Source organism: Novosphingobium sp. HR1a, from assembly GCF_015594425.1.
GTDB lineage: Bacteria > Pseudomonadota > Alphaproteobacteria > Sphingomonadales > Sphingomonadaceae > Novosphingobium > Novosphingobium resinovorum_A.
Genome location: NZ_JABXWS010000112.1, coordinates 26,631 through 43,693 on the forward strand (window position 1 = coordinate 26,631; position 17,063 = coordinate 43,693).

Consider the following 17,063-nt stretch of genomic DNA (forward strand, 5'->3'; position numbering starts at 1 on the left):
CCGTGATCAAGCCAGAACAGATCGGCTCCATCCTCGCGGCGGCGGGCGCCAGTGGAACGTGGGATTGGGACATTGCGGCCGACCGATTGTCGGTCGATGCGCACTTCGCGGAACTCTTCGGCCTTGATCCGCAGACGGCGAACGACCTACCGACCAGCGCCTTTTTCACCGCCATCCATCCGGAGGACCGCGCCCGTATCCGCATCGCCGTTGCGGGCATCCTGTCGGGCGCGGAACTCTTCTCCAAGGAGTTTCGCGTCGTCGATCCCGTCGGCGTCCCCTTGTGGATGCACGCGCGGGGGCAAGGCCATCTCGACGAGAATGATCAGCCGGTGCGGTTCACCGGCATCCTGGTCGACGTTACCGAACGCAAGAGGACAGAGGAGCGCCTTCGTGTCGCCCAGAGCGCAGGCGGTGTCGGCACTTTCGAATATGTCGACGGCTATGCCACGACTGCGGTTTCCGATGAATTCTGCCGGTTGCTGGGCCTCCACCCTGCCCCCGTCCTGCCCGTACAGACGATCAACGGCGTGTTGCAGGGGGAGAATGCCCTCCTCATCCCCAGCCACCGCGAGGGCGCCATTCCCGATGGCCTCGACGCGGAGTTCTGCATTCGGCGAAACGACGATGGTGCGATGCGCTGGATAGCACGGCGCGGCGAGATTGTGCGCGAAGGCGCCGGCTATCGCCTGATCGGCGTCATCTATGATGTCACGGCGGCCAAAGAGAACGAGGCCAAGCTGCGCGAATTGAACGATACGCTGGAAAGCCGGGTCGAGCAGGAAGTCGCCAACCGCCAGCAGGCGGAGGACGCGCTGCGACAGGCGCAGAAGATGGAGGCTGTCGGCCAACTCACCGGCGGCATCGCGCACGACTTCAACAACCTCCTGATGGCGATCACCAGCAGCCTCACGCTCCTTCAGAAACGCATTCCGGCCGATCCCCATACGCAGAAGCTGATCGAGAATGCCCAGCAGGGTGCGGAGCGCGGGGCCGCCCTGACGCAGCGCATGCTGGCATTCGCCCGTCGGCAGGACCTGGCATCGGAGCGTATTGACGTGCCGGTGCTGGTCAATGACGTGCGCGAACTGATCGAGCGCACCCTGGGCCCGGCATGGTCCCTCGACCTGCAATTCCCGGACCATCTTCCGGCCGTTCTGGCAGACAGCAACCAGCTGGAGCTGGCCTTGCTGAACCTGACCGTCAATGCCCGCGACGCCATGCCGGAGGGCGGCACCATCAAGGTGGTTGCCCAGTGCCGTGAGGCGAAGGACATTCCGTCTGACGGCCTCTTGGCGGGCACCTATATAGGCCTGTCGGTCATCGATACCGGCAGCGGCATGGATGAAGCGACGCTGGCCCGCGCAACCGAGCCCTTTTTCACGACGAAAGGCATCGGCAAGGGCACTGGCCTCGGCCTTTCCATGATCCATGGGCTAGCCAAGCAACTGGAGGGCGGATTTACACTGGATAGCATTGTCGGGCGCGGCACCAGCGCAACCTTGTGGCTGCCTGCTGCCGAACCGGACGCTGCGCCGGCGGCACCCCAGCGCGAAAGCAGGGCATCCTTCGCCGGAAAGCTGAAGATCCTGGTCGTGGACGATGATTTCCTGATCCTCATGAATACCTCCGCCTTGCTGGAGGATTTGGGGCATGAGGTTCTGGAAGCGAATTCCGGCGCGGAGGCTCTTGCGCTTGTCCGGCAGTATCCGGACATCGACCTGGTCATCACAGATCAGGCGATGCCACAGATGACGGGAACCCAATTGGCCGACCATGTCACGGAGATACGGGCGGACATCCCTATCATCCTTGCCAGCGGATATGGTGACGTACCAGCAGGCTCCCAGCAGCGGATCGTTCGATTGGGCAAACCGTTTGGACAGACTATGCTTGATCAGGCCATTTCTGCGGCCATGGCTGGATAGCTCCCGGCGCCCCTTATCGGTCGTTGAAGCGCCCGCATCTCGTTCTCAGGTACGGACGGTCAGCTACTCTGTTTGGCAACAAGAAGTTCGCCTTCCAAACCAATGCCTCTATCCAAACCGGCGCCAGCAAAATGCCGACTCTCGGGCTGGCGAAGCCTCCAGCAGGCCGGCCGCGCGATCGGGACGAAGGAAGAGAGTGGCGAGACTACGCCATCGTGCGCTGCAGTGGCGCACGATGGCGATAGGAGTAGGTGTCGGATCAGAAACGGTAGCCGATCGAGCCCATGATGTTGCGCGGAGCCGCCACGAAGCAGTCGCCGCGCGCCAGGCAGGATGCGTACTGGATCTCGTTGAGCAGGTTCGTCGCGTTGACCGAGAAGCGCCAGTTCTCCCACGAGACTTCTGCAAGAGCATCGACGTTCGTGCGCGAGGGCGTGACGATGGACCAGATCGCGCTGGTCGAGCGGCTCTTGCCATTATAGGTGACGCCCGCACCAAGGCGTAGCTGCGCGTCGCCCGGGATGCCGAAGGTCTTCGTCGTCCATGCCGAGGCGACATGCCGCGGCATGTAGTCTAGATTGGTGTCGGTTTCCGACTTCAGCTTGTTGTAGCCATAGTTGAGCAGCAGCTGGAAGTTGCCCGGCAGCGTGTGGCTCGCCTCGACTTCGATGCCCTTGGTGTTCAGCACGCCCGATTGGGTGGTCGCGTTCTCCGCCAGATAGAGCACGCGGTTCTGCTCCTTGATCTTGAAGGCGGTGACGGTGACCAGGGTGTGCGGCTCGGGCTGCCACTTGACGCCCGCTTCGTACTGCGTGCCGGTCAGCGGCTTGTAGGGATCGCCGGGGATGCCGCCGGGCAGCATGATGGTGCCGGCCTGCGGCAGGAAGCTCTCGGTGTAGCTGAAGAAAGGCGAGAAGCCGGCGCCCAGTTCGCCGATGATGCCCGCACGGAACGTGGTGGCATTGTCCTTCTGGCCCGAGGAGCCGGTCACGCGGTCGCGGCGGGCGCCGACGACGACCGAGACGCGGTCGAATGCGCGGATCTGGTCCTGCACGTAAATGCCAAGCTGCTTTTGCGATTCATAGGCGTACGGGCCGGTGGGATCGTAAGTCTGAAGCGCATCGTAATTGATGTCGTAGATGTCGATCTTTTCGATACCGTCGAAATCGGGGGTGCCGTTTGCGTCGTAGGTGATGCCGGGCGTCGCCGCATAGCGCTTGCCCACCTTGTTCCAGCTATAGTCGATGCCGACGATCATGGTGTGCTCGATATTGGCACTGGTGTTGAACTTGAACTGGACGTTGTTGTCCGTCGAGAAGACGTTCATCCGCGCGTCGCTGGCATCGGCATAAAGGCCGATGGTGCGGCCATACGTGCCGTACTGGGCATAGGGCAGGAACGGATCGGTCGGGTTGGAATAGCTGTCGGCGTAGTGGGTGTTATATTCGAGGTCACTGTCGATGTAGCGGGCCTTGAGACTGACGCGGACGCTGTCCGAGAAATTGTGAGTGATCGCGGCCCCGCCCTGCAGGGAGCGACCAGCGTAGCGGTCCCAGCCTGCGTTGCCGACGAAGGTGTAGGGATCGAGCTTGCCGCTCGGGTTGGCAGCATTGGGCAGGAACGTGCCGACGATCGGCAGGAACTGCGAGGTCGAGCCGGTGTCGTCCTCCTGATAGAGCCCGGTCACCATGACGTTGGTGTCGGGCGTGGGCTGCCAGCGGATCGAAGGCGCGAACATCACGCGGTCGTCGGGTACGTGATCGACGTAAGTGTTGGCGTCGCGCACGCGTGCCACGGCTCGGATCGCAAGATTGTCGGCCAGCGCGACATTGATGTCGCCCATGGCTTCCTTACGGTCGTAGCTGCCGTAGACGACATTGAATTCGCCGCCTGTGCGGAATTCCGGCGTCTTGGAAACAAGGTTGACGATACCGCCGATCGAACCCTGGCCGAACAGCACCGAAGCCGGGCCACGCACGATCTCGACACGCTCGAAGTTGTAGGGGTCCGAGGTGATGCTCGCGTAGTACGAGAAGACGTCGCGCATGCCGTCGCGAAACTGCAGGGCATTGATGCCGCGCACGCGGAAGCCATCGACGCGGGTATCGCGGCCATAGGCATTCGCGAGCACACCGGCGGCATACTTCACGGTATCGCTGATGCTGATCGCGCCTTGCGAGAGATACTGCTCCGAGGTGATGACGGTGAGCGGCTGAGGCACTTGAATCAGCGGCGTTTCGGTTTTGGTACCCGAAATGCCGCCAGTAACGATGATCTCGTCACCGTTTGAAGCCGCGCCCGCATTTTCGGCCGCCGGTTCCTAAGCATGGGCGGCAACCGCCGTCGTCATGGCGAATACTGCAGCAGTGCACAGCGCGATCGAACGAACGGAAAACATAAACACCCTTTTGCGACTGAGTATCAACAATGGCCTGGCTACCGCTATTGCGACTTATTGGCAATATAAGGACGATCAGTCACGAGAAGTTGTGCCATTTAAGAAACATTGAAGGGTGTCTGGCGATGGGTTGATCCTGCGCGAGCAATTAAAAGAATATTGAAACGACCTTTCCCGGACGCCCAGCGCCATATTTTCGGTTCACAGCTGCGGACGTTCCGCTTTCCCGGCAGGGGCAACCGGCTCAAGTCGTTCCGGCACGACCGCTCGCATGTCGGCTTGCGGATGACTTCGGCATGCCCTTGGCTTTCCTGCCGATCTTTATGGTCAGAAATTCGGGGATCGCCTAGGGTCAGGCCGCATCAGCGCGGACACCGGCTTACGACACCCATTGGTCGAGGGTTTCCTCTGGGATCGTGGAGCGCACCTGTCGGCGCGCTGAGCCGCAGGCCCCTTGTCCATTACGAGGTTGTGAGCGGAGTTCACGAGACCAATGTGCGAGAACGCCTGCGGGAAGTTGCCGAGTAGGCGATTGTCCTGCGCATCGTATTCTTCTGCAAGCAGACCCAGATCGTTCGCGAGCCCGATCAACCGCTCGAACAGATCGCGGGCATCTTCCAACCTGCCCGAAAGCACATAGGCGTCGACGAGCCAGAAGCTGCACGCAAGAAATGCGCCTTCCCTGCCGCCCACGCCATCATCGGCGCTGGCGGTGGAGTAGCGCTGGACGAAGCCGCCCTGCAGCAGTTCGCGCTCCACCGCCGCAATCGTGCCCTGCACGCGCGGGTCGCTGGGGGGAAGGAAACCGAATTGCGCCATGAGCAGCAGACTCGCGTCCAGGGTCTTCCCGCCATAATACTGGACGAAGCTGTTCAGTTCGGTGTCGAAGCCCTGATCGCAGATTTGGTCATGGATCATCTGCCGCACTTCGCGCCAGCGTTCGACCGGCCCTTCAAGCTCGAACCTTTCGGCGGTTTCGATCGCGCGATCGAATGCCACCCAGCACATCATCCGCGAATGCGTGAAGGCCCGCGCCGGGCCGCGCACTTCCCAAATCCCGCGATCGGGCGTCTCCCAGACTTCCTCGACGTGATCAAGCAGCACCTTCTGCAACCGCCACGCTTCGTCCTGCGGCTGCAATTCGGCATCGCGAGCGGTATGAAGGGTGTCGATTAACTCACCATAGACATCGAGCTGCATCTGGTCAGCCGCGCCATTGCCCACCCTCACGGGCTTGCTGCCTTCGAAGCCCTGCAGCCAGGGAATCTCGAACTCGGGCAGCCAGCGCTCCCCGCCAAGACCATACATGATCTGAAGCTGCTCCGGCGCGCCTGCCACTGCCCGCAGCAGCCACTGTCGCCAAGCCTCGGCTTCCTCGCGATATCCGGCATTAAGCAATGCGTAGAGCGTCAGCGCTGAATCGCGCAGCCAGCAATACCGATAGTCCCAGTTGCGCGCGCCCCCGATGGCTTCTGGCAGGGACGTGGTTGGTGCCGCCACGATGCCGCCTGTGGGCTTGTAAGTGAGCATCTTCAGGGTGATGAGCGAGCGGACTACCGGATCACACCAGTCGTCGGGCATGTCATTGATACTGCCGCTCTTCACCCACTCCCGCCACCACGTTGCGGTCCGCTCGAGCGCCTCGTGACGATCCGTGATGAAATGCGGCATCTCGTTCGAGGGGTGATAGGACAGGGTAAGCGGAACGCTCTCGCCTTCCGCTACGGTAAAGCGGGCTGCGGTGCGCATGTCGCGGTTCTCGAGCGCAAGGCTGGTATGCAACTCGAGCGCATTGGGCCCGGCAACGGCGCTGATGCCATAGTCCTTGCGTGTCACCCACGGGATTGCCTGTCCGTTCTCGAAGCGCAGGATGAACTCCATGTCCATCTCCACCGCACCCGAGATGCCCGTTACGATGCGGATCACATCGACATGGTTCTCCATTTCACTGATCGGCATGAAGTCTGTCAGGGTCACCACCCCGGTCGCGGTCTCGAAGCGGGTCTCGATGATGCCGGTATCCGAGAGATAGCGCCGGGTTGCCCTGGTTGCGGTATCAGCCGGAGCAATCTTCCACCGTCCGTTCTCTGACGTGCCGAGCAGGGCAGCAAAGCAGGCCGGCGCGTCAAAGCGTGGCAGGCAAAGCCAGTCTATGGACCCGTCGATACCGACGAGGGCAGCCGACAGCATGTTCCCGATCAGACCGTAATCCTCGATGCGGTTCGCCATGCCCTCACCCACCATGCGCGAAGGAGGGGTAGTCGGTCATGCCGCCATCGACGAAGACGGTTGTGCCGGTGATATAGCCGGCAACGTCGGAAGCAAGAACGACGGCCATCCTGGCGATGTCTTCCGCTTCTCCGATGCGACCAAGAGGGATCTTGGTGAGGAGATCCTTGTAGGTTTCCGGATCGCTCCATACCGCCTTGTTGATGGGCGTGCGGATCGCGCCAGGAGCGATGCACAGCACCCGCACGCCATGGGGAGCAGCCTCCTGCGCCAGCGACTTCGACATCATCGACACGCCGGCCTTGCTAGCCGTGTACGCGCTGTAGCCGGTCCAGGCGATCACCTCGTGAACGCTGGAAGTATTGAGCACTACGCCGGACTTCTGCGGGACCATGCGCTTCAGTGCAGCGCGGGCGCAAAGGAAAGCCCCCTTGAGATTGATGTCGATGACCTTGCCCCAGGCATCGGGTTCAGCTTCCCAGCCCAGTGCGGCGTGGCCATCGATCCCGGCATTGTTCACCAGGATGTCGATCCCGCCCCAAGCCTCGTCGATCTCCTCGAACATCGCCTCGATCGCTTCGGCGTCGCTGATGTCGGCCATCAGTCCCAGCGCCTTGCCACCGGCTGTCACGAACTGCTTCACCAGCGTGTCGGTCTCTTCAGGATTGACGAGGTAGTTGATGGCTACGCAGGCGCCTTCGGCAGAAAAGGCCTTGGCGATGGCCGCACCGAGCCCGGAATTGCCCCCTGTGACCAGGACGCGCTTGCCCGTCAGGTCTATGTCCATCGCTCACTACCTCGCATGCTAAGGGCCGTTTGAATCCGTTGCAATTAAAAGCGAATATCGATGATCGAGGTTCCGCTGGGGGAACGGCCATAGTCAGCAGTATGAGGCTCGACGGGTCGGCGGTGCTAGTTAGATCCACCCCCGCCATTTGAACCAGAGATAGGGCAGCAGACCCGATACAAGACACAGGATCAGCGCGTAGGGATAGCCCAGTTCCCAACTCAACTCTGGCATGTTCCTGAAATTCATGCCGTAGACGCCCACGACAAGAACGGGCGGGACACCTACGACTGAGGCGACTGTAAGTACCTTCACGACATCGTTCTGCTCAATGCTCAGAAAAGCGGCTGCAGCGTCCTGAAGCAGCTGGATGCGCCCTTCAAGACTGGTCTCGAACTCATCGAGCGAGTTGATGTCATGCCGTATGGAATCGAACCGCTCTTGCATGAGCTGATCAAGGTCCGGTGTGCAACGATCCAGAATGAAGCTGACCATCCGGCCCAGGCTGAGAAACGCATAGCGCACGCGCGATGCCTGATCGCTGGCCCGCCCTACATCACGCATTATCAGACGTATCTTGCGGGTTTCCCGCTTAAGCCCGGGCCGTTCCTCTTCTTCAATGAAGAGCAATTGCGACGCTTTGGATACGACTGCTGACGCCTGTTCCAGATGATCGGCAGCCCGACCGACAATGTCCTCGAGCAGCGTTGCCAGCACACTTGCTGCGCTTACGTCCACGTCGTGCCTGAGCTTTTCACCGACCGCATCGAACGGTTCCAGATAATCATATCGCACCGTGATCAAGGTATCGGGGGTCAGGATGAAGCCGGTTGGCGCATTGCTCCACTCCCCGGCGCCGGTACCCGAAATCAGAGCCGCGCTCATATAGAGGACGTCGCCATCTGCGCGTAGCCGGCTCGAAGCCTGGATCTCGCTCAACGCTTCGCGAGCCGGCAGTTTCAAACCACATCGCTGCTCGGCAATGGAGCGCTCATCAGGGTCAGGCGAGAGCAGGTCGATCCAGACGCCACTCGCGCCACTCTCGGCTTCTGGGAACGATCGCAGCATGGATTGATCCTAATCGCCCTGTTAGAAACGGATGCGGCCCTCAGGCCATGCTGAGTGCAAGGCATTCGATCATGAGCACGCCTGATGATTGGGAACTACGGTCAGACAGTTTTGTTTCTGTTCTGTAACAATGTCGTTGTTCTTGGAGAGGCAATCATGGGTAAGGGAATTGTTCTTTGGCTGCTCGGCATTCCGCTGCCGATAATCCTGCTTCTCCTCCTGTTCTGGCACTGACCATGGTTGAGCCTGCACATCCGCACGTCAATCCAGAACTTTACCCCAGCGGGGCCCCTGCTGGCGAACCCGGATCAGCCATATCATGGTCTGCGATCCTGGGAGGTGTGATCGCCGCCATCTCCGTCACATTGGTGCTCATGATCCTGGGATCCGCCTTTGGACTGGGGTCTGTATCCCCATGGCCAGGCGTCGGGGCAAAAGGCTCCGCATTTGCGATCGGGGCCGGCATCTGGATGATCGTGACTCAATGGCTGGCCTCGCTCAGCGGCGGCTATCTTGCAGGTCGTTTGCGCACTCGCTGGCACGGTCTGCATAGCGACGAGGTGTTCTTCCGCGACACCGCGCATGGCTTTCTAACCTGGGCGACTGCAACGGTCTTTCTTGCTCTCGTTGCCGTTCTTGCGGGCGCTCTTGCCAATCCTGCTGTTCCCACGGTCGATATGGAAAGTACGCATGCAGCCGCCGATGCGATGAGAGAGGCGGCGGTGACGTTGGCTGGCTTTACCGGACTGTCCCTTGTGGTTGGCGCCTTTATCGCCAGCGTAGCCGGTGCTGTCGGGGGCAGGCTGCGAGATCTTCATCCCTGAGTGCATGGCGCTGGACGATGCGCTTAGCCGATATCAGCGGGCCTCGGTTTGACGGGTCGCCCCCGACCCGCTTCCCCGCGTCGATTGACAGAAGGGTGGAAAGTTGCCGCGCCTTGGCGTGTTCGAAGGTGGAAAGGGCTACCCGACATTTCGAGTTCCTGGATCCAGTTGCTAGGTTGCCCGATTTCCCAGGTTGTCCCGGCGCTGGCACCGATAAGCGCGATGCCGATCGCGAATTCCCGAAAGCCTGCTTACAAATCGGATCAATGATAAGCCCTAGTAACCGGCGTGTCTGGATCAAACCGGGCTTATCGTACGATTCCCGCAGGAAACCATCGCCGGCCTCGACCGGGCGGCAACTGCAGATAGGACACGCATGACGGATCGCAGTATTGCCATCGATGCCGTTGACGGGTCGATGGCCGCGCTGTTTTCCATCGCTTCGCTGGCGCAGGTTCTGATGGCGAAAGGTGCGCTTGCGCCGTCGCAAATCGACTTGGCTTTTGCATCGGCAGCCTCCTCGTGTCGTGCAATTGGCATCGATGGCGGTTCGCAGCTTATCGAGTTGCTTTTCCCGACAGTGGCGAGTCCTATTCTTGGTGGCCTCACCGGAGCAACGGCAGCGGATATGCGCCAGTAATTTCGAGGTTATTTAGCGGAAACGTGGTGTTGCCCGGGTTATCGGGAACATTCCCACCGGCCGCTCGCTCCAGTTCAAAGCAACAGGAGGATCCCATTATGAACATTAAGGTCGCCGCCGGATAGCGCTGATCGTCGTGCTGGCCTCTGGCACGAGCGCGTGCTCGCATGGCGCCACGCGGGGCGGTCTGATCGGCGGTGCGGGCGGCGCGGCTGCCGGAAGTGAGACGGGTCTGGGCACAACTAAAGGTGCTGTCGTGGGCGGAACAGCAGGCGCCATCATCGGAGACGAGGATAGGTAAGCTCGAATCCAGGCGCTGCAGCAGCTAGGGCCTGCATCTTCCAAGATGTCGGTCTGTCCACGCTCAGTGCCAGTTTCAGTGGCGCGCCACCTTTCTTTGCCGTTCAGATTACTATTGTTTCGTACCTGCTCGTTGGCGAGGTGGGCATCGCTCGGGCCGCGGTCATCGACCGCTTTGGCCCTAACGGGGCACGCGTGAAATCGCGGTGGCTTACGCTTGGCTCGATCTTTAGAGCCTGATCGGAAAATAAGTTGAGTGGTATCAGCAGGTTAGCTTGACGCTTTGGCCTGTCATTGATTCATGGGTTTCGCCAAAAACTACCATGGATTCAACGATGTGGACCGATACCACTCGCGCCCTTCATGCGCGAACAGGGCTAGCTTTGCCAAGCGATTTGACGGATGCCGAGTGGGCGCTGCTGGAGCCATTGCTTCCACCTGCGTCTCGTGTCGGACGGCCCCGCAAATGGCCATTACGACGCATCGTCGAGGCAATTCTGTACCTACTGCGCGGAGGCCTGCCATGGCGGATGCTGCCGCCTTGCTTTCCGCCGGTGTCGAGCGTGCGGCATTGGTTCTACTTGTGGCGAGACAACGGGCTGTGGCTGACGATAAACCACACCTTGTTGATGATGGCCCGAGAAGCTGATGGGCGAGAGGCTTCTCCCAGCGCTGGCGTGATCGACAGCCAGTCGGTCAAGACGACCGAAAGCGGTGGCCTGTGCGGTTACGATGCAGGGAAGAAGATCAAAGGACGCAAACGGCACATCCTGACCGACACCGATGGAAATCTTGTCCATGCCGTTGTGCACGCCGCCGACATTCAGGACCGGGACGGGGCACCGCTGGTTCTTGGAGAAATCGTCAGGCGCTTCCCCTGGCTGCGTCACGTGTTTGCAGACGGCGGCTATGCCGGAAACAAGCTCAGGGAGGCCCTGCGCCGGATCGGAAAGTGGACCGTCGAAATCATCAAACGGTCCGATACTGCCAAGGGCTTCGAGGTCTTGCCGCGACGATGGGTCGTCGAAAGAACGCTCGCATGGCTGAGCCGCAACCGGCGTCTGGCAAAGGACTTCGAGGAGACCATCGCGTCCGCCACAGCTTGGCTCTTTATCGCATCCATCCAGCTATATGCTCGCCGCATCGCAAGGCCCTGATTGCCACGCCCGCAATTTTGAATCAGACACTTACACCCTGCTCATGGATGTTCTTGACATTCGGCTTTGGGCTCTAGTTCGCGGATTTCAGCAATTATGACGCCACGTACTGGTCGCTCGGCGCAGCTATGGTACTGCTCACGTGGCTGTATCTTTCGGCCTACGTGCTTTTGCTGGGTGCCGAGCTGAATTGCGAGTTAGAGCGGCAGACATCGAGCGACACACCACTGGGGAAGAGCAGCCGTTAGGAAAGCGCAAGGCCTACGCCGCAGACACGGTGGTTCATACCGGCTGACGGGTTAGCCGGAGTCGACAGCTCTGGGGAGTTGCGTCGCAGCAGTTGCGCGGCCTGAACGACGCCTAGAAGCCCTTACTACAGTCGACCCATTGCAGACCCTCAACATCCAATGCGTGACACCCAGCTGCTGACGGTCTGCCAACCCGGCAGGTGTCAATCTTCTCAGACCTTCATGAGTCAGTTCCCGCTCGCTGGGAGCCGACAGTTGCCTTCACTCGGAAAATCTCTCGTGGGATCATCCCGCTAATCAGTCACTAGCTTGCAAGCGAAAGATCGGGTATGATTTAATCATATTAAGTGGAGGTAGACATGGCCGCGAAAGCAATTTCGGTAACGCTCGGTGAGATGGCATCGCATGCTGAACGACATCTGGCTTCCGGTCGATATGCCTCGATGAGTGAAGTGATGCGGGCAGGCCTGCGCGCGCTAGATCGTGAAGAGGCGGTGCTGGATGAACTGATCCGGGTTCGCGTTGCGGAGGCTTTGGCCGACCCTCGTCCCCCAATGGCGCTCGACAAGGCCTTCGCTCAGGTACGTGCTTCCGTCGCCAAAGCATGACCTACGACGTCCAATTGTCGGCATTGGCGATCGAAGATCTGATCACACTTCACCAATGGGTAAGCGCGGAAACTGACCTGCCCACTGCAAACGGCTACCTTGCCAGGATCGAAGAGCGCATTGCCGGGTTGGCTGATTTTCCTCACCGCGGATCCCCTCGCGACGACTTGATTGCAGGTCTGAGGACACTCACATTCGAACGTCGCGTGTTGATCGCATATACCGTTGACATGGCTATCGTCACCGTACAGCGAATTATCAGCGGCTCCCGCGATTTGGTCGCGGCCCTGCACAACTCTTGAGGTCTACGGCTCTCATCGCCGTAAGTGGTTCAGCTCCCGACCCTGTGTGGACGGCTCTCCGCTGGCAAGTGGCATATTGAGCTTTTGCAGCGGTGGTTGGTGCGGCCATGTGTCCGGCCTTTTTATGCGGCACATATCACCGCTGGCCATAATGCCATTAGCGCGGCTCGGGTCCCAACCATTCTCGCGCACTCGAGGTGCTGGGTCGAAACATGGGTTTTCCCGATCCGGCGGTTTCAACCGACTTTGTTCATTAGCTCCTGTCCGCCCTTCCCAACATCGTCAGCGCTGAGCTCTATGCAATCTGCGGCTCGCGGTACCGTTCACCGTTGGTCATCATCGCCCAGATCATGCGGGCATTCTTGTTGGCGAGCGGCACGGCGGCAACCTTGACCTTCTTACGCGCCAGCAACTGCACGAGCCAGGGCCGCTTCGACTTATGGCGCTCAGCAAAGCGAATGACCGCCACAGCACCGACGATGAGCATCTGCCGCAAATAGCGATGTCCTGCCTTCGTGATGGCACCAAGGCGCTCCTTCCCGCCGCTGGAGTTTTGCCGAGGCACCAGCCCGATCCAAGCCGCTAGGTCGCGGCCTGAGCGAAAGATTGAGGGATCAGGGACAGTCGCAACGATCGCGCTTGCCAATAATGGTCCCACGCCCGGTATCTCCATCAGCCGCCGACCGATTTCCGTTTCCCGCGCACTTGCCATGATCCGGCGATCATTCTCGAGGATTTGCTCTTTCACAATGCGCAGTTGGGCTGCCAGCATGTCCAGGCAGGTCCGGACATCCGTGGGTAAACGAGCGTCTTCCGTGTCAGCCACAATATCGAGGAGCTGGTCGATTCCATTCCTGCCGATTGGCGCGACGATACCAAACTCTGCGATATGCGCTCGCAGGGCGTTGGATAGCTGTGTCCGCTGGCGATTGAGAATAAGGCGAACACGATGCAACATCATCGCGCCTTGCTGTTCCGGTGACTTGATTCCGACGAACCGCATGGTCGGGCGCGTCACCGCTTCGCAGATCGCTTCGGCATCGGCAGCATCATTCTTGCCGCGTTTGACGTACGGCTTCACATACTGCGCCGGCATCGGCTTTACATCATGACCCAGCGCCATGAGCTGACGCGCCCAGAAATGTGATGAGGCGCAGGCCTCGATCCCGATCAAACAAGGCGGCAACTTCGCAAAGAACTTCAGCATGCGCCCGCGCGTCAATCGCTGGCGCAATACCGCCGCACCATCGGCATCCACACCGTGCACCTGGAACACGTTCTTCGCTAGGTCCAAACCAATCGTCGTGACTGTTGCCATCGTGGCTCTCGTTCCGGCTCATCCGCAGGTCATCCTGCGGGAGGGTTGGAGAGCCGTCCACGTCATCATTCTCGGTCGCTCAGCAAATGATTCTCCGTCTCCAGATGCGGCCTGTCTGCTTTCCCATTTTAAACATCCAAGACTGGCTCCGTACCCACCAGTAGTACTGAATGGATCCGTTTATGGGATGCCTCGCACTTCACAGGATTCTTGCAGTTATCCCCATGCGCATCGGCCTCCAATACTTGTCCTTTTTTAACATAGGGATAGACGCTTCTACCGGGCAAAATCAGGGTAGGACATACAAATGGCTGGATCGAAGCGCGGAGCGCTCTACCATAGAATGAAACGTGCATCAGCTGCGCTATTGGCCATGGGTATTGCCAGCTGCGGCGGCGGCGAAGGCGGCGGCGGATCGACTGCCCCCGCAAGCCCTAACCGCGCGCCCTCGTTCTCGTCTTCTGGACAGGCATCAGTCGCCGAAAACTCTTCGGCACATGTTTACCTCCCCACCGCAACCGACGCGGATCACGATCCTGTGTCATTTTCTATAACCGGAGGTGCGGATGCTGCATTTTTCACTCTTGGCACGCAGGGTGAACTCTATTTCAAGCAAGCGCCCAACTTCGACCTCTTTGCAGACGCCAATGGCGATAACGTCTACGAAGTGACGATTGCTGCCAGCGACGGCAAGCTCAGCGCTACCCAGGCCGTGGCAATCACCGTGACGAACGAGCGCGAGGGCATTTCGGTCAAGCGCATCGCCACCGGGCTCGGAGCTACCCATGCGATCGCCAGCATTGAAGACACGCATCAACTGGTGGTCGCGGGTAGCGGCAGCCTTGTCTCCCTGATCAACGGCGCTACCGGCGCGAGTTCGACATTCCACCTGTTCACAGACGCGTCGGGCCGGTCGGTCGATGGCATGACCATCCTGGGCCTGGCCTGGGGATACACGTTCGGTCCCAACAAGAGCCTCTACGTCCTCAAAGAAAAAGGCGGCGTGGCGTCCATCGCCTGCATCCGCTGCGGGGTCTCGCTTTACAAGGACGTCGTCGTCGAAAGCGACATCGCCGCGGTGGCGGACGGTACGTCCATCGTCATGGGCCAGTATGACGGAGAGATCTTCGTGGGGATCGGCGACCAGGGGGGAGCGCGTGCACAGGACAGCAGCCCGGCAGGTGGCCGTTACGGCAAGCTCTATGACTACGGGCTCGACCCCGATCCCTTCAATCCCGCCCCCAACCGCGCGATCCCGCACTACTTCGACCCACGCCTCGTGGGACTTGGCCTGCATGCGCCGACAGCCATCGCAAAGCTCGAACAGAACTTGTTCGGAATCGCCGATGAGGGAGAGCAATTCAGCGAAGTGACGACCGCCCCCTTGCGGTATCTGGGCATGAATTTCGGATGGCCCTATTACGACGGACAGCAGGAACGCAATGCAGGCGGTTCTGCGCTGGCAAACCTGTTCGCGCCGTCGCTCGTCCTCCCCGTCGGCACCAACCGGCGCGAAAGCAAGGGCATCGTCGCCGCACTCATATACCGAGGAAGGCTGACCGGCTTGGCCGACCGGTATGTCTTGGCCGACAAGAGTGGACATATCTGGACTATACCCTGGACAGGGCAGACCAATGTCGCGCAAGGCACGCTGGAGATCCGCGATGCCGATTTTACGCCCGATGCCGGAACGATCGATAACCCAGCGGGCATGGTGCTTGATGCTTCTGGTGACCTCTACATTCTCGACTCGGACGGCGAGTTATTCCGCGTCGACGCGTCCGGGCCGTTTGTCATTCCCGCGTAGCCCCACAAGAAGCCCGGCGGCGGGGCGAGCTCGGAAATGAGGGCGGGCCCCGCCGGACATGCCATCGTGCTTGCGTACCATGCCGTCGCGGCCGGTTATAAGGCGACCCCTGTCATTCGCTTAGCCGCCAATTTTACTCACTCAGGTGCGGACCGGCAGTTCTTCCCATTCTGAATGCCTTGTACTGGCCACATGGACGAAAGTCTGCTCTGGAAAGCGCCTGTCGGTATAAATGCTGCTCGTTCAAAGCAGACGCCTGACGGCCAACTCAGGATTCAAATAAAATAGCGGGGTCATTGGCGGCTACTCGACATACCGCCGCAGACCCGAACGCCTAGAATGATCTCATGCTTCCGATGCTTTGCCGTGCGGTGTGTCACGACGGCGGTGCGTCACCATTTTCACATGAAGTTGCCGGACTGCGTCACTCCCGGATGTCTTGAACATGGGAGGCAAAAATCCGTGGATCACGCATTTGATCCCCCCAACGATCATCATGGTCCCGAAGCCGAATGCAGAGTGGAAATGCTCGACGTAGGTCTCGCCGACAGATTTCGGGTGCTCCTGGAAGATCTTGCGCAGCATTAAGTGAGAGTCCTTCAGTTGATGGTGCTCGCCAGCATGGCCAGAGCCATTGCAGCGACGAGCGTGGAAAACAGAAAGCGCAGGAGGTCGCGTTGGCCGGTCAATTGGCCGGCAATCGCGCCGCCTCCAAGACCGCCAATCAGCCCTCCTGCGATAAGCGCGAGTGCCACCGCCCAATCGACGAGACCCGACGCCGCGTAGTTTGCGGCCGTGGTCGCGCCAAAAGCGGTGACCGCGATGAGCGAGGTGGCCACCGCCTCGGCCGTCGACATGCCGGTCGCCCTGACGAGGCCCGGCACGATCATGAAGCCGCCGCCGATGCCGAAGAAGCCCGCAAGCCCGCCGCTGCCCGCGCCGAACCCGGCAAGGCGGCGCCAGCAAGCGGGGACAGTGGCGGCGTCTTCCACGGCACGGCGCAGAATCATCGACGCGGCGATCACCAGCATCAGCACCGACAGACCGCGCAGCAGCCACTCAGCGTCGCACAGCTTGCCGAGGCTCGACCCCAGACTCGCCCCGCCGAGGCCGCATAGCGCGAACAGCAGGCCGCTTCGCCAGCGCACCCGGCCCGCCCGCGCGTGCCCGGCCAATGCCATCGCCGCATTCACTGCGACGCCGATCGCGCCGGTGCCGATCGCAAGGTGTGGATTGCCCAGCCCGATCACGTAGACCAGCATCGGCGTCGCCAGCACCGAGCCGCCACCACCGATCAGCGCGAGCACGAGACCGATCAGGCCGCCGCAGCCGATCGCGGTCATCAGAGGGTGGGCATGGAGCAGGAACAGCATCGCGGGAACCGGGCGCAGGACGACACCCCGCGCGAAAGCCCGCAGGCCCCGGCGGTGTGAAATCGTCACGTTGTAA

15 protein-coding genes are annotated in these 17,063 nt (G+C 60.5%); 8 read left to right on the forward strand and 7 right to left on the reverse strand.

The window, feature by feature from the left end:
* Window positions 1–2 precede the first annotated feature (2 nt).
* Window positions 3–1,928, forward strand: a complete 1,926-nt coding sequence (locus HWN72_RS29215) for a PAS domain-containing sensor histidine kinase (RefSeq protein ID WP_211152147.1) — start codon at window positions 3–5, stop codon at window positions 1,926–1,928.
* 259 nt (window positions 1,929–2,187) lie between these two features.
* Here the strand turns inward: HWN72_RS29215 and HWN72_RS29220 are convergent, their stop codons facing one another.
* From HWN72_RS29220 to HWN72_RS29235, 4 genes are all read right to left on the reverse strand, one after another.
* A complete protein-coding gene (locus tag HWN72_RS29220) occupies window positions 2,188–4,203 on the reverse strand; it encodes a TonB-dependent siderophore receptor (protein WP_375154551.1) in 2,016 nt (671 codons plus the stop codon).
* Window positions 4,204–4,653: 450 nt separating this feature from the next.
* Window positions 4,654–6,555 carry a glycoside hydrolase family 15 protein gene (locus tag HWN72_RS29225; RefSeq protein ID WP_211152148.1) on the reverse strand — a complete coding sequence of 634 codons (1,902 nt, stop codon included), beginning with the start codon at window positions 6,553–6,555 and terminating at the stop codon, window positions 4,654–4,656.
* A gap of 4 nt (window positions 6,556–6,559) precedes the next feature.
* On the reverse strand, window positions 6,560–7,342 hold the full coding sequence (locus HWN72_RS29230) for a glucose 1-dehydrogenase (protein WP_008829278.1): 783 nt from the start codon (window positions 7,340–7,342) through the stop codon (window positions 6,560–6,562).
* Between the two features lie 129 nt (window positions 7,343–7,471).
* Window positions 7,472–8,410, reverse strand: coding sequence for a CorA family divalent cation transporter (locus HWN72_RS29235; protein WP_211152149.1), 939 nt, complete (start codon window positions 8,408–8,410; stop codon window positions 7,472–7,474).
* Between the two features lie 341 nt (window positions 8,411–8,751).
* On the opposite strand from HWN72_RS29235, the gene HWN72_RS29240 reads away from it, so the two are divergent.
* The 6 genes from HWN72_RS29240 to HWN72_RS29265 all read left to right on the forward strand — a co-directional run bounded on the left by HWN72_RS29240 (window position 8,752) and on the right by HWN72_RS29265 (window position 12,489).
* Entirely contained in the window at window positions 8,752–9,234 is a 483-nt protein-coding gene (locus HWN72_RS29240) for a hypothetical protein (RefSeq protein WP_069710041.1), read from the forward strand.
* A 376-nt stretch (window positions 9,235–9,610) separates the two neighbouring features.
* A complete protein-coding gene (locus tag HWN72_RS29245; RefSeq protein ID WP_211152150.1) occupies window positions 9,611–9,874 on the forward strand; it encodes a hypothetical protein in 264 nt (87 codons plus the stop codon).
* 635 nt (window positions 9,875–10,509) lie between these two features.
* Window positions 10,510–11,331 (forward strand): IS5 family transposase, encoded by an 822-nt coding sequence (locus HWN72_RS29250; RefSeq protein WP_211152151.1) that lies wholly within the window; start codon window positions 10,510–10,512, stop codon window positions 11,329–11,331.
* Between the two features lie 128 nt (window positions 11,332–11,459).
* Window positions 11,460–11,579 (forward strand): hypothetical protein, encoded by a 120-nt coding sequence (locus tag HWN72_RS31450; RefSeq protein WP_248006452.1) that lies wholly within the window; start codon window positions 11,460–11,462, stop codon window positions 11,577–11,579.
* 359 nt (window positions 11,580–11,938) lie between these two features.
* Window positions 11,939–12,187, forward strand: coding sequence for a type II toxin-antitoxin system ParD family antitoxin (locus tag HWN72_RS29260; RefSeq protein ID WP_008829273.1), 249 nt, complete (start codon window positions 11,939–11,941; stop codon window positions 12,185–12,187).
* Window positions 12,184–12,489 carry a type II toxin-antitoxin system RelE/ParE family toxin gene (locus tag HWN72_RS29265; RefSeq protein WP_069710045.1) on the forward strand — a complete coding sequence of 102 codons (306 nt, stop codon included), beginning with the start codon at window positions 12,184–12,186 and terminating at the stop codon, window positions 12,487–12,489. The genes HWN72_RS29260 and HWN72_RS29265 overlap by 4 nt, the downstream gene beginning before the upstream one ends.
* A 295-nt stretch (window positions 12,490–12,784) precedes the next feature.
* On the opposite strand, the gene HWN72_RS29270 is transcribed toward HWN72_RS29265, so the two are convergent.
* Window positions 12,785–13,807: an IS110 family transposase gene (locus HWN72_RS29270; RefSeq protein WP_211152152.1), complete on the reverse strand. Its 1,023-nt coding sequence runs from the start codon at window positions 13,805–13,807 to the stop codon at window positions 12,785–12,787.
* 343 nt (window positions 13,808–14,150) lie between these two features.
* Here HWN72_RS29270 and HWN72_RS29275 point away from each other — a divergent pair, with 343 nt between their 5' ends.
* Window positions 14,151–15,614 (forward strand): cadherin repeat domain-containing protein, encoded by a 1,464-nt coding sequence (locus tag HWN72_RS29275; protein WP_211152153.1) that lies wholly within the window; start codon window positions 14,151–14,153, stop codon window positions 15,612–15,614.
* A gap of 345 nt (window positions 15,615–15,959) precedes the next feature.
* On the opposite strand, the gene HWN72_RS29280 is transcribed toward HWN72_RS29275, so the two are convergent.
* Both HWN72_RS29280 and HWN72_RS29285 read right to left on the reverse strand, forming a co-directional pair.
* The gene (locus HWN72_RS29280) at window positions 15,960–16,199 is read right to left on the reverse strand and encodes a DUF6356 family protein (protein WP_211152154.1); all 240 of its coding nucleotides are present in this window, start codon (window positions 16,197–16,199) and stop codon (window positions 15,960–15,962) included.
* Window positions 16,200–16,213: 14 nt separating this feature from the next.
* Entirely contained in the window at window positions 16,214–17,056 is an 843-nt protein-coding gene (locus HWN72_RS29285; RefSeq protein ID WP_289357774.1) for a sulfite exporter TauE/SafE family protein, read from the reverse strand.
* Window positions 17,057–17,063 lie beyond the last annotated feature (7 nt).

Excerpts from the sequence above, each read along its gene's own strand:
- HWN72_RS29225 (WP_211152148.1), bottom strand. The coding sequence starts at position 6,555 with ATGGCGAACCGCATCGAGGATTACGGTCTGATCGGGAACATGCTGTCG.
- HWN72_RS29230 (WP_008829278.1), bottom strand. The coding sequence starts at position 7,342 with ATGGACATAGACCTGACGGGCAAGCGCGTCCTGGTCACAGGGGGCAAT.
- HWN72_RS29235 (WP_211152149.1), bottom strand. The coding sequence starts at position 8,410 with ATGCTGCGATCGTTCCCAGAAGCCGAGAGTGGCGCGAGTGGCGTCTGG.
- HWN72_RS29245 (WP_211152150.1), top strand. The coding sequence starts at position 9,611 with ATGACGGATCGCAGTATTGCCATCGATGCCGTTGACGGGTCGATGGCC.
- HWN72_RS29250 (WP_211152151.1), top strand. The coding sequence starts at position 10,510 with ATGTGGACCGATACCACTCGCGCCCTTCATGCGCGAACAGGGCTAGCT.
- HWN72_RS31450 (WP_248006452.1), top strand. The coding sequence starts at position 11,460 with ATGGTACTGCTCACGTGGCTGTATCTTTCGGCCTACGTGCTTTTGCTG.
- HWN72_RS29260 (WP_008829273.1), top strand. The coding sequence starts at position 11,939 with ATGGCCGCGAAAGCAATTTCGGTAACGCTCGGTGAGATGGCATCGCAT.
- HWN72_RS29265 (WP_069710045.1), top strand. The coding sequence starts at position 12,184 with ATGACCTACGACGTCCAATTGTCGGCATTGGCGATCGAAGATCTGATC.
- HWN72_RS29270 (WP_211152152.1), bottom strand. The coding sequence starts at position 13,807 with ATGGCAACAGTCACGACGATTGGTTTGGACCTAGCGAAGAACGTGTTC.
- HWN72_RS29275 (WP_211152153.1), top strand. The coding sequence starts at position 14,151 with ATGAAACGTGCATCAGCTGCGCTATTGGCCATGGGTATTGCCAGCTGC.
- HWN72_RS29280 (WP_211152154.1), bottom strand. The coding sequence starts at position 16,199 with ATGCTGCGCAAGATCTTCCAGGAGCACCCGAAATCTGTCGGCGAGACC.